Genomic DNA, 11,629 nt, shown 5'->3' on the forward strand with positions numbered 1-11,629 from the left:
CCGCGGAAGGGGGCGTCGCCGTCGTCGTTTGAGCAGGCGGGCGCTTACTGCCAGAGCGTGGCGATGGCTACGTTCAGCAGAGCCAGCCCGCCGACGCTATGGGCCAGGCCGGTGGAGATCGGCTCGCCCTTCTTGTACTTGCGGCGGCCGATGAAGGCCAGGACGACGACGACCAGGGCCACGGCGAACTTGATGCCCAGCTTGGCGTAGTTGGCGTCCATATCCAGTGCGGGGATCAGGCCCATCATCACGATGCCGGTGAGGAGCTGGAGGGCTGCGCCGTCGAACTGCCGGGGGTGGACGGTCGGCTTCTTCATGTTGCCGATCCAGATGCCGACGATCATGGCGGCGCCGACGATGTGCAGGAAGACCATGACGTTATAGACGATGTTCATGGCACCAGTCTAGCCAGATGCTTCTACACGCCGTAGTAAGACACAGCCCTTAGTTGGCGGGGGTTCGCGGAGCGGGTTTGGACGCCAAAAAACGACGGCGGCGCGGCCTTCCGGTGGTATCCCACCGGCGCCCGCACCGCCGTCGTTATTGGCTGCTGGTAACAGTCCTGTTGGTTAGAGTCCCAGGTCCGCTTCGAACGCGCCTTCTTCGAGGCGTGCCTTCAGCGTCTGCAGGAAGCGTCCCGCGTCCGCACCGTCCACCAGGCGGTGGTCGTAGGTGAGGGACAGGTACATCATGGAGCGGATGGCGATCGAGTCGTCACCGTTCTCGTCCTGGACCACCACGGGGCGCTTGACGATTGCACCGGTGCCCAGGATGCCGACCTGCGGCTGGTTGATGATCGGGGTGTCGAACAGCGCACCGACAGAACCGATGTTGGTGATGCTGAACGTGCCGCCGGACAGTTCGTCCGGGCCGATCTTGCCGTCGCGGGTGCGGCCGGCGACGTCAGCGATCTTGCCGGCGAGACCGGCGAGGTTGAGGTTGCCGGCGTCGGAGATGACCGGAACCAGGAGGCCCTTGTCAGTGTCCACCGCAATCGCCAGGTGCTCGGCATTGTGGTAGGTGATCTCCTGCTTGTCCTCGTCGTACGCGGCGTTCAGCTTCGGGTGCTGCTTCAGGGCCTCGGCCACAGCCTTGGCGATGAACGGCAGGAAGGTCAGCTTGGTGCCGTTCTGGGCCTGGAACGAGTTCTTGGCCTTGAGGCGCAGCTTGGCGATCTTGGTCATGTCGACCTCGTGCACCTGCGTGAGCTGGGTGGAGACCTCGAGGGACTCACGCATGCGGCGGGCGATGACCTGGCGGATGCGCGGTGCCTTCTGCACGGTGCCGCGCAGCGAGGACGCTGCAGCCGACGGAGCGGCGGACGCTGCGGCAGGGGCTGCCTGCGCTGCGGCCGGAGCAGCCTTGGATTCAGCAGCGGCCAGGACGTCCTGCTTGCGGATGCGACCGCCAACGCCCGTGCCGGAGACGGAGGAGATGTCCACGCCGTGCTGGTTGGCGAGCTTGCGGACCAGAGGAGTGACGTAGCCGGACTCTGCGCCTGCTGCCGGGGCTGCCTGGGGAGCCGGTGCAGCCTGCGGTGCGGGGGCTGCCTGGGGAGCAGGTGCAGCCTGCGGGGCAGGTGCGGGGGCTGCTGCCGGGGCGGGGGCGGGCTGCTCAGCCGGTGCCGGCTGTTCCGCGGCAGGTGCGGCAGGTGCCTCAGCGGGCTTTTCGGCAGCCGGAGCAGCGGCGCCGGAGCCGATCACGGCGAGGACAGAGCCAACCTCGGCGGTCTCGTCCTCGTTGACGCGGATCTCCTGCAGCGTGCCGGCCACGGGGGACGGGATTTCGGTGTCCACTTTATCGGTGGAAACCTCAAGCAGCGGCTCGTCAACCTCGACGTTGTCGCCAACAGCCTTGAGCCAGCGGGTAACGGTACCTTCGGTGACGCTCTCGCCGAGGGCCGGGAGGGTGACCTCGTGGCCTTCGCCGGAGGATGCCGGTGCTGCGGGTGCTTCCTGGGCGGGGGCCTCTTGGGCGGGAGCTGCCGGGGCCTCCTCGGCGGGAGCTGCAGCGGGTGCCGCAGCCGGAGCCTCAGCGGGTGCCTCCTGGGCGGGTGCTTCAGCGGCGCCGCCGCCCGAGCCGTCACCGATGCGCACCAGCGGGGCGCCGACTTCAGCGGTCTCATCTTCGGCGACGAGGATTTCCTCGATGACGCCGGCGATCGGAGAGGGGATTTCGGTGTCTACTTTGTCGGTGGAAACCTCGAGCAGCGGTTCGTCCACCTCTACCCGGTCACCTACCTGCTTGAGCCAGCGGGTGACAGTTCCTTCGGTGACGCTCTCACCGAGGGCGGGCAAGTTAACGGATTCAGACATGTCGTCCCCGTTCTCCTTTTATTGATCTAAAAAGTGCGGATGAATTGCTGCATTGTTCGGGCCCGGCGCACCTGCTGTTTGAGCCGGGTGCACCGGGCCCTTGTTGTCTTGCGGAACGTTAGCCGTGGAGCGGCTTGCCGGCCAGCGCCAGGTGTGCCTCGCCCAGGGACTCGTTCTGGGTCGGGTGGGCGTGGACCAGCTGGGCCACGTCCTCGGGGTAGGCTTCCCAGTTCACGATCAGCTGGGCTTCACCGATCTGCTCGCCCATGCGGGCGCCGATCATGTGGACGCCGACGACGGGGCCGTCCTTCTGGCGGACCAGCTTGACGAGGCCGCTGGTGCCCAGGATGGAGCTCTTGCCGTTGCCGGCGAGGTTGTATTCCTGGGTTTCGACCTGGTCGTCGCCGAACTTGGCCTTGGCGGCCTTCTCGGTGTAGCCGACCGTCGCAATTTCCGGCTCGGAATAGGTGACCTTGGGGATGTTGACGTCTTCGACGATGACGGGCTTGAGGCCGGCGATCTCTTCGGCGACGAAGATGCCCTGCTGGTAGCCGCGGTGCGCCAGCTGCACGCCGGGGACGATGTCGCCGACTGCGTAGATGTTGCCGACGCCTGTGTGCAGGCGCTCGTTGGTGATGACGAAACCGCGGTCGATGGTCAGGCCGGCTTCTTCGTAGCCGAGGTTGGCCGTGACGGGTCCGCGGCCGACTGCCACGAGCAGAAGGTCGGCTTCGAAGGTCTTGCCGTCCACGAGGGTGACCTTGACGCCGTCGCTGTTCTGCTCGACGCCCTGGAAGAAGACGCCGGTGGAGAACTTGATGCCGCGCTTCTTGAAGGCGCGCTCAAAGTTCTTGACGATCGTCGCGTCCTCGTTCGGGACGAGGGAGGGCAGGCCTTCGACGATGGTGACATCGACGCCAAAGGACTTCCAGACGGAAGCGAACTCGACGCCGATCACGCCGCCACCGAGGATGATGGCGCTCTTCGGGATGGATTCCATCGTCAGCGCTTCGTCGGAGGTGATGACCTTGCCGCCGATTTCCAGGCCCGGCAGCGTGCGGGAGTAGGACCCGGTGGCCAGCACGATGTTCTTGCCCTTGTAGGCGGTGCCGTTCACGACGACGGTGTCGGTGCCCTGGAGCTTGCCTTCACCCTCGATGACGGTGATGCCCTTGGACTTGATGAGGCCCTGCAGGCCCTTGAACTTGCCGGCAATGATGCCGTCCTTGTAGGCGTTGACAGCGTTGATGTCGATGCTGTCGAGCGTCACGTTCACGCCGTACTTCGCGGAGTCGCGGGCGTGGTCTGCCAGTTCGGCCGAGTGCAGCAGTGCCTTGGTGGGGATGCAGCCGTTGTGGAGGCAGGTGCCGCCAAGCTTGCCCTTCTCCACGAGGCCAACGGTGAAGCCAAGCTGAACGGCCCGGAGAGCCGTGGCGTACCCGCCGCTGCCACCACCGAGTACCAGGATGTCGAATTCTTGCGCAGTTGCCTGATCGGCCACTTAGACGCTCCCTCGCGTGAATGATGACGCGAGAGTACGCATCATCTGGTCTTGGAAATTTGCCCTGCCGTGATTATGCCAGCAGGCTTTTTCCCTTTCATTTGTGACTACCGTGGTTCACCTTAGCGAACCACTTATCCATGCTCCACCTTGCCGGTGCTTTTGTGGAGCGCTTTGTGTCGAGTGTCACGCGGCTGTGTGGCGAGTGGAGCACGCCGCCGCACAGCCGCGCGACGCACGGCCCTGCGTGGGTAAGAGGCCTAGGCCAGGAGATCCTCCACGTAGGCAACGAGGGTGCGCACCGTGCAGCCGGTACCCTGCTTCGGCGTGTAGCCGTAGGGCGCGCCGTTGTTGAAGGAGGGGCCGGCGATGTCGATGTGGGCCCACGGGATGGTCTGCCCGTTCTTGTCCTTGCCCACGAACTCCCGCAGGAACACGGCCGCCGTCATCATGCCGCCGTGGCGCTCACCGATGTTGGCAATGTCCGCCACCTGGGAGTCGAGGCTGGGCCGCAGTTCCTCCGGCAGCGGCATGGGCCACACGAGTTCGCCGGCCCGGTCGGCGGCCGCCTTGAGCGGGCCGGTCACGCTGTCCGCACCCATGATGCCGGCGGTGCGGTTGCCGAGCGCGATCAGCTGCGCGCCGGTCAGGGTGGCAACGTCGATGATGGCGTCCGGGTACTCCTGGCTTGCCGCGACGATGCCGTCGGCCATGACCAGCCGGCCCTCGGCGTCCGTGTTCAGGACCTCCACGGTCTTGCCGCCGAACATGGTCAGCACATCGGCGGGACGCGACGCTGCGCCGGAGGGCATGTTCTCGGCGATGCACAGCCACGCGGTCGCCTTAACGGGCAGGCCCAGGCCGGCGATGGCCAGGACCGTATTAAGTACGACGGCGGCGCCCGCCATGTCGCTCTTCATGTCACCCATGCCGAGGGCCGGCTTAATGGAGATGCCGCCCGTGTCGAAGGTGATGCCCTTGCCCACCAGGGCGATTTTCCTGGTGGCTTTGGCGGGGGAGTACTCCACCTTGACCAGGCGCGGCTGCCGGGTCGAGCCCTTTCCGACGCCCATGATGCCGCCGAACCCTTCCTTTTCCAGGCGCTTTTCATCCCACACAGTGACCTTGACCGGAAGGCCCTTGGACAGTTCCTTGGCGGCATCCGCGAACGACTCGGGGTAGAGGTGGCTCGGCGGCTGGTTCACGAGCGAGCGGGTGGCGTTGACGGCCTTGCCCATAAGGCGGGCACGGTCGAGTGCTGCCTCCAGGTCCTTGTCGCCGGCCACGTCAGTGAAAATCGCGACGTTGGCCACGGGGTCCTTGAGACCGTCCTTGGACGATCGGAATTCGGTGAAGGAGTACGCGCCCAGCGCGGCACCCTCAGCCACGGCGGCAACATCGGCGACAGTCGCCGTCGGGAAAGCCAGTGTCACAGAGGAGAGGCCGGCGAGCTGGCGGACGGCAGAGCCGGCAGCGCGGCGCAGTGCCTCGCCGGAAAGCCTTCCGCCGGCGTCGACCTTGCCTACGCCGGCCAATACCAGGATCCCGGAGCCTGTCTCGGGAAGGCCGGGGAGGCGGACCGCCTGGTCCGGAGCTCCCGTGATGCCCAGGACCTTCAGTGAGTCCGCCAGGGCCTCGACGGACTTCGCAGTCAGCGGGTTCTCCAGCAGGAACGGGCCGTCGTTGCCCTGTCCGACGCCGATGACCACCGCATCACTTGCCGCCTTCTTCAGGTCCCTTGCAATGGCACTAAGGTTGATTTCAGTATTCTTGACCACGAGGATCGGTCCTCAATTCTCTGTGATTGTTCGGGCAGGAAGCCACTCCCGATCGTAGTCTCTCGGTGGCCCCGGGCTCGGTTGGCTGCCCGTGTTCCTTAAGGCACGGTTTCCTTAAGGCACCGCTGCGATGGCGGTCGGCAATTGACGGAGAGCGCCGGTCTGCCGGATTGCTGAGAGGCGCGCCACAGCTGCCCGTGGAATGACGCCGCTCTCCCCGGCGTTATGAAGATTAACCCCGACCACGAAAGGAACTCGCCGTGTTTGAAAGGATTTCCGGCTCGCTGCTGGACCCCGACGCGCTCTACGCCAAGAACATTGGGCTGTTCCATAACCCCGAGCTCCGCGGTCTGAACCTCGTGATGGGCTTCACCGGTTTCGCCGACGCCGGCCACGTGGTCCGGCAGATCACCGACGAGCTGCTGGACACGCTCGACTCCGAACGTGTGGCGGTGTTCGACGCCGACCAGCTGATGGACTACCGGTCCCGGCGCCCGCACGTGACCTTTGTTGAGGACCATCTGCAGGACTACCAGCCGCCCACGCTGGCGCTGTACAGACTGGTGGACGGGCTGGGCAAGCCCTTCCTCTTCCTCGCCGGCTTCGAGCCGGACCTGCAGTGGGAACGCTTCGCCCGTGCCGTGGTGCAGATTGTCGAAGCCCTTGACGTCAACCTGGTGACCTGGATCCACTCCATTCCCATGCCCGTGCCCCACACCCGTCCGGTCGGCGTGACCGTGCACGGCAACCGGCCGGAGCTGATTGAAGGCATCTCGTCCTGGAAGCCGACCGTGGAAGTCCCTGCCGCCGTCGGGCATGTCCTGGAACTCCGCCTGACCGACGCCGGCCGCAACGTTGCCGGGTATGTCATCCACGTGCCGCACTACCTGGCCGAGGCCGAATATCCCACTGCGGCCGTCGCCGGGCTGGAGTACCTGGGCGCCGCCACCTCGCTGATGCTGCCGACCGACCGGCTCCGCGAGTCCGGCCGCGAGGTGGGCCGGCAGATTGCCGAGCAGATCGAGGCGTCGGAGGAAGTCCAGCAGGTGGTCTCCCGCCTGGAGGCCCGCTACGACGAAAAGGCCGAGGGCACGGTACGCCGCTCCCTGCTTGCCAACGAGAATGACGAACTGCCCGACGGCGATGCTTTGGGCGCTGCGGTGGAGGCCTACCTGGCTCGAGAGAACCCGGCTTCGTAAGCCCCGTCACTGGGGTGCATAAGACTCGTCACGACGGGGCGGAAATCGGGCAAAATAAATAGTATTTTTGTCCCGGCTGGGGATAATTGAAGGGTGACTGCACCCCGCGCCTGGCTCATTTGGATCACCGGTATTTTCGCGTACCTGGTGGCCGTGACGCAGCGTACGTCGTTCGGCGTGGTCGGGCTGGAGGCCACCGAGCGGTTCCATGCCAGCGCCTCGGCGATCTCCTTCTTCACGGTGCTGCAGTTGCTGGTGTACGCCGCCCTGCAGATTCCGGTGGGCGTCCTGGTGGACCGCTTCGGTTCGCGCGCCATGATTGCCGGCGGTGCCTTGCTCATGGGCCTGGGCCAGCTGCAGCTGGCATTCGCCGACAGCGTCCCGGCCGGTGTGCTGGGCCGGGTGCTTGTGGGCGCCGGTGATGCCATGACCTTCATCTCCGTCATCCGGCTGATTCCGCTGTGGTTTGCGCCCGCCCGCGTTCCGCTGCTGACCCAGCTGACCGGCATGACCGGGCAGCTGGGCCAGCTGCTGAGCGTGGTGCCGTTCGCCTTCATCCTGCAAACAGCGGGCTGGACCCCCGCGTTCCTTGCGCTGGCGGGCTTCTCCGGGCTCGCCGTCGTACTGGTGGTCCTGATGCTGCAGGACATGCCGCCTGGCACGCCGAAACAGGAGGCGGCCAAGGGGCTGCGTGCCACCGGTGTCTCCCTGTCCCGCGCCTGGAAGCAGCCCGGCACGCGGCTGGGCATGTGGAGCCACTTCACCATCCAATTCAGCGGCACGGTTTTCGCCATGACCTGGGGTTACCCGTTCCTGATTTCGGCGCAGGGGCTCGACGCCGCCACCGTCGCCTCGCTCATGTCCCTCTACGTGGCCGGCGCCATCGGTGCGGGGCCGCTGATTGGGCGTTTTGTCGCCCGGCACCCCCTGCGGCGCTCCACCATGGTCCTGCTCCTCGTCTGCGCAACCGCGGCGGCCTGGGCGGCTGTGCTGCTGTATCCCGGCCGCTCCCCGCTGTGGCTGCTGGCCGTCCTGATCGTGGTGTTGGCCATCGGAGGCCCGGGTTCCATGATCGGCTTCGACTTCGCCCGCACCTTCAATCCGGCCCACCGCATCGGCACCGCCACGGGGATCGTCAACGTGGGCGGCTTCTTCGCAGCGCTCATGGCCATCTACCTGATCGGTGCCGTGCTGGACATCCTCAACTCCACGGGCTTTTCCCGCGGGGAGCTCTATGGACTGGAGCCGTTCCGCATTGCGCTCTGCGTGCACTTCCTGCTCCTCGGCGTCGGCTCCGTCGCTATGCTGGTGGTGCGCCGCAAGGTCCGCCGGCAGATGGCTGCCCAGGGCGTCGTGGTGCCGCCGCTGCTGCAGGCAATGGCCCAGCAGCGACGGGAACGGATCGCCCGCCGCAAGGCTCCCTCCCGGGATTAGGCAATGATGCCGCCGGGGTCCGCTGCTGGCGGCCCGCAGCTGCTTCACTGCTCCGCAACTTCACTGCTCCGCAACTTCACTGCTCCGCAACTTCACTGCTCCGCAACACCGGCCCCTTGTCCACAACGGGCCTCTTGTCCACATAGGAATGCCCACCGTGGCGCCGGCGCTGACCGCCGCCGGAAGCTGTTTCTATGACAGCACCGGAACATCTCAAAATCAGCGGTCCCGAAGACATTCTGGGCTACATCCCGCACAGTCTCGGCTATTGGCCGTCGCAAAGCCTCGTGGCCATGACCATGCAGGGCAAGCGTCTCGGAGCCACGCTTCGGGTCGACCTCCCCGAGGGCGGCGGCCGCCGCGGAAGGGAAGCATTCGCCAGGACTGTGGCGGAGTACCTTCTGGCGGACAAGGAAGCCGACGGAACGCTGCTGGCCTTCTTTGCCGACGGAGGTTTTGACGGCGCCGGCCGGGAAGGGAGGGCAGCGCCGTCCTTTCGGCCTCTGCTGGCGGATCTTGAATGCGCGCTCGGGCTGGCGGGCATGCCGGTGCGGGATGCCTGGCTCGTCGGTGACGAGTACTGGCGCAACGTGTACTGCACTGACAGCAGCTGCTGCCCGCAGCCGGGGCGCCCGATCGCCGAGATCCGGGACAGCCGGCTGAACGCGGAGATGGTGTACCTCGGCAGCAGCGTCGGCGCGCCGCCCGGGACCGCAGCGCCCGGCAGCGTGGGCGTCCCGGCAGCCGACACTGCCGCTGTCATGGCAGCCGAACAGCGCTGGAGCCTGGCCCTGGCCGGTAAGGGCAGCTTACGGGCCCAGTTCGACGCCGTCCTCGACGCCTGGTCCGCCGCGCTGGAAGCGGTTTCACCTGTTGCCGCTTCGCCTGCGTCCAGTTCGCCTGGACCCGGGTCCGCCCAGACCGGGTCACCACCGTCGGGCCCACTTGGGGAGGGGCCAATTGCCGCCGAACCAGCCGCCACCGCTGCACCTGCAGCCCGCTCTCGTGCAGGCGGTTCGGGCTGCGGTGTCCTGGCACCGGAACTTGCCGGGTTCCTGCGTGCTTCCCTTCGCGTGCCAGCCTGGCGAGACGCGGTCCTGGTAATGGCTGCAGCGGGGCGCGCCGCGGCTACCGCGGGGGCTGACGCCTTCGGAATCTTCTCTGCTGGATCCGGGCTGCCGGTATCCTGCCCGCCGCTGCCGGAACCGCGGTTAATCCCGGGTAGGTCTTCGGGCCCGGCAACCGGGGGCGCGAAGAGATCTGCGCCATTCGATGCAAAGGTGCTTGAAGCAGGGGCACCCGAAACAGAGGCGCCTGCAACTGAACCGTGTGGCAGCCGCGCTGAACAGGGCCCGCCCACCGCTGGACCGGAACACCGGGCTGCTTTGAGTTGCGGTCCCGATGCGGTGCCCGGCTACGGCGAAGTGTTGCTCGGCCTGAGTCCACCAGTGCCGGACTGGGACGCGCTGAAACGCCTCGAGGGCCTGATGCAGGCGCTGTCGTCGTATGGCGGGGGTGAGGCGCAGGCTGCGGCGCTGACGGCGAACGGCTGGATCGAATGGTGCCGGGGGAGGGGTTCCTTTGCGCACGCCTCGTTGACCCGGGCTCTGGACGCCAGACCGGGGTACCGGCTGGCCGAGCTGTTGTCCGAAGTGGTCCGGCGCGGAACCATCTGTGGCTGGGCCGGGCGCCGTGAGGCCGCATGGCAGAAATTTGGATCGGACGCCGCCTAAGGCCCGGCGTCCCTGATGAACATCCGGGATGAGCGTCCGGGATGAGCGTCCCGGATGAGGGAGGGTCGAGGGCAACGCGCACCACCCGAAGGGCCTATTACACGCTGTTCGGCCCCCGGTTCGGAAAATCATGAGACAATGGAGGCCGAGACCCGGTTGGGTCCGTGAATCAGTGCTTGCAGTGGACCCCAAGCGGGAACATTGCGGCCGCCCCGGCAGTTCTACTTAGTGGCTCTGTCGTTCGGTTGCATCTGATGTGAATCACGGACTTGACAGGGTCATAGTGGTGTTGCCCGAAGGTGACTCCACAGACCGCCGCTAGAAAGGTTTTCTGTGACCCCGTCTTCCGCGAAGAAGGAACCCGCCGCCCTGGCCGTTGACACTGCCGAGGAGAAGCCGGCGGCATCCAGCGCCAAGCGTGCAGCCACCCGAGCCGCTGGGAAGCCCGAGCCCAAGAAGCGCGGACCCAAGCCCGGAGCCAAGGCTGCAGCCGAAGCTGCCGGAAGCCGCCCTGCCACCGATGACGATGCCGACATGGATGTCGAAGAGGATCTCGACGACGTACAGCCCGACACCGCCGATCTGGTCGATGAACCCGACGAGGCCGGCAAGGAAGCCGCAGCGCCTACCGGTTCGGGATTCGTTTACTCTGACGCCGATGACGACGACGCACCTGTACAGCAGGTCATGTCGGCCGGCGCCACGGCTGACCCCGTCAAGGACTACCTGAAGCAGATCGGCAAGGTAGCCCTCCTTAACGCCGAACAGGAAGTGGACCTCGCGCTCCGCATCGAGGCCGGCCTGTTCGCCGAAGAAAAGATTGCCGCCGACGACGGCTCCATGGATCCGAAGTACAAGCGCGAGCTTGAGTTCATCATCCACGACGGCAAACGCGCAAAGAACCACCTCCTCGAGGCCAACCTCCGCCTCGTGGTTTCGCTGGCCAAGCGCTACACCGGCCGCGGCATGCTGTTCCTGGACCTCATCCAGGAAGGCAACCTCGGCCTCATCCGCGCCGTCGAGAAGTTCGACTACACCAAGGGCTTCAAGTTCTCCACCTACGCCACGTGGTGGATCCGCCAGGCCATCACCCGTGCCATGGCGGACCAGGCCCGCACCATCCGTATCCCGGTGCACATGGTGGAAGTCATCAACAAGCTGGCCCGAGTCCAGCGTCAGATGCTGCAGGACCTGGGCCGCGAACCCACTCCCGAAGAGCTGGCGCTCGAGCTCGACATGACCCCCGAGAAGGTCGTCGAGGTCCAGAAGTACGGCCGGGAGCCCATTTCGCTGCACACCCCGCTCGGCGAAGATGGCGACTCTGAGTTCGGTGACCTCATCGAGGACTCCGAAGCCGTGGTGCCGGCCGACGCTGTCAGCTTCACCCTGCTGCAGGAACAGCTGCACTCCGTGCTGGACACCCTGTCCGAGCGCGAAGCCGGCGTCGTCGCCATGCGGTTCGGCCTCACCGATGGCCAGCCGAAGACTTTAGACGAAATCGGCAAGGTCTACGGCGTTACCCGTGAGCGCATCCGTCAGATCGAATCCAAGACCATGTCCAAGCTCCGCCACCCGTCCCGGTCGCAGGTCCTGCGGGACTACCTGGACTAGGAAGCTCTGGACTAGGAACGTCTACAAAGGCCAGGCCCGCTGCCGGAAAATCCGGCAG

General features: G+C 66.2%; 8 protein-coding genes. 4 read left to right on the forward strand and 4 right to left on the reverse strand.

The genetic code is table 11. The features are described from left to right. Positions 1-44 precede the first annotated feature (44 nt). From ACFTR6_RS21755 to ACFTR6_RS21770, 4 genes are all read right to left on the reverse strand, one after another. A complete protein-coding gene (locus tag ACFTR6_RS21755) occupies positions 45-395 on the reverse strand; it encodes a hypothetical protein (RefSeq protein ID WP_076797989.1) in 351 nt (116 codons plus the stop codon). A 174-nt stretch (positions 396-569) separates the two neighbouring features. After that, positions 570-2,315, reverse strand: coding sequence for a 2-oxoglutarate dehydrogenase, E2 component, dihydrolipoamide succinyltransferase (sucB, locus tag ACFTR6_RS21760; RefSeq protein ID WP_377959440.1), 1,746 nt, complete (start codon positions 2,313-2,315; stop codon positions 570-572). A 118-nt stretch (positions 2,316-2,433) separates the two neighbouring features. After that, a complete protein-coding gene (gene lpdA, locus ACFTR6_RS21765; RefSeq protein ID WP_076797987.1) occupies positions 2,434-3,816 on the reverse strand; it encodes a dihydrolipoyl dehydrogenase in 1,383 nt (460 codons plus the stop codon). A gap of 260 nt (positions 3,817-4,076) precedes the next feature. Next, a complete protein-coding gene (locus ACFTR6_RS21770; protein WP_377959441.1) occupies positions 4,077-5,594 on the reverse strand; it encodes a leucyl aminopeptidase in 1,518 nt (505 codons plus the stop codon). Between the two features lie 260 nt (positions 5,595-5,854). Between ACFTR6_RS21770 and ACFTR6_RS21775 the strand changes: the two genes are divergently transcribed. The 4 genes from ACFTR6_RS21775 to ACFTR6_RS21790 all read left to right on the forward strand — a co-directional run bounded on the left by ACFTR6_RS21775 (position 5,855) and on the right by ACFTR6_RS21790 (position 11,571). After that, positions 5,855-6,793 carry a proteasome assembly chaperone family protein gene (locus tag ACFTR6_RS21775; RefSeq protein WP_377959442.1) on the forward strand — a complete coding sequence of 313 codons (939 nt, stop codon included), beginning with the start codon at positions 5,855-5,857 and terminating at the stop codon, positions 6,791-6,793. A 93-nt stretch (positions 6,794-6,886) separates the two neighbouring features. Further along, on the forward strand, positions 6,887-8,227 hold the full coding sequence (locus ACFTR6_RS21780) for a nitrate/nitrite transporter (RefSeq protein ID WP_377959443.1): 1,341 nt from the start codon (positions 6,887-6,889) through the stop codon (positions 8,225-8,227). A 194-nt stretch (positions 8,228-8,421) separates the two neighbouring features. Next, positions 8,422-9,960: a DUF4192 family protein gene (locus tag ACFTR6_RS21785; protein WP_377959444.1), complete on the forward strand. Its 1,539-nt coding sequence runs from the start codon at positions 8,422-8,424 to the stop codon at positions 9,958-9,960. A 333-nt stretch (positions 9,961-10,293) separates the two neighbouring features. Further along, positions 10,294-11,571, forward strand: coding sequence for an RNA polymerase sigma factor (locus ACFTR6_RS21790; protein WP_076797982.1), 1,278 nt, complete (start codon positions 10,294-10,296; stop codon positions 11,569-11,571). Positions 11,572-11,629 lie beyond the last annotated feature (58 nt).

The sequence above is a fragment of the Arthrobacter sp. NPDC057009 genome (genome assembly GCF_042673905.1).
Classification (GTDB): domain Bacteria; phylum Actinomycetota; class Actinomycetes; order Actinomycetales; family Micrococcaceae; genus Arthrobacter.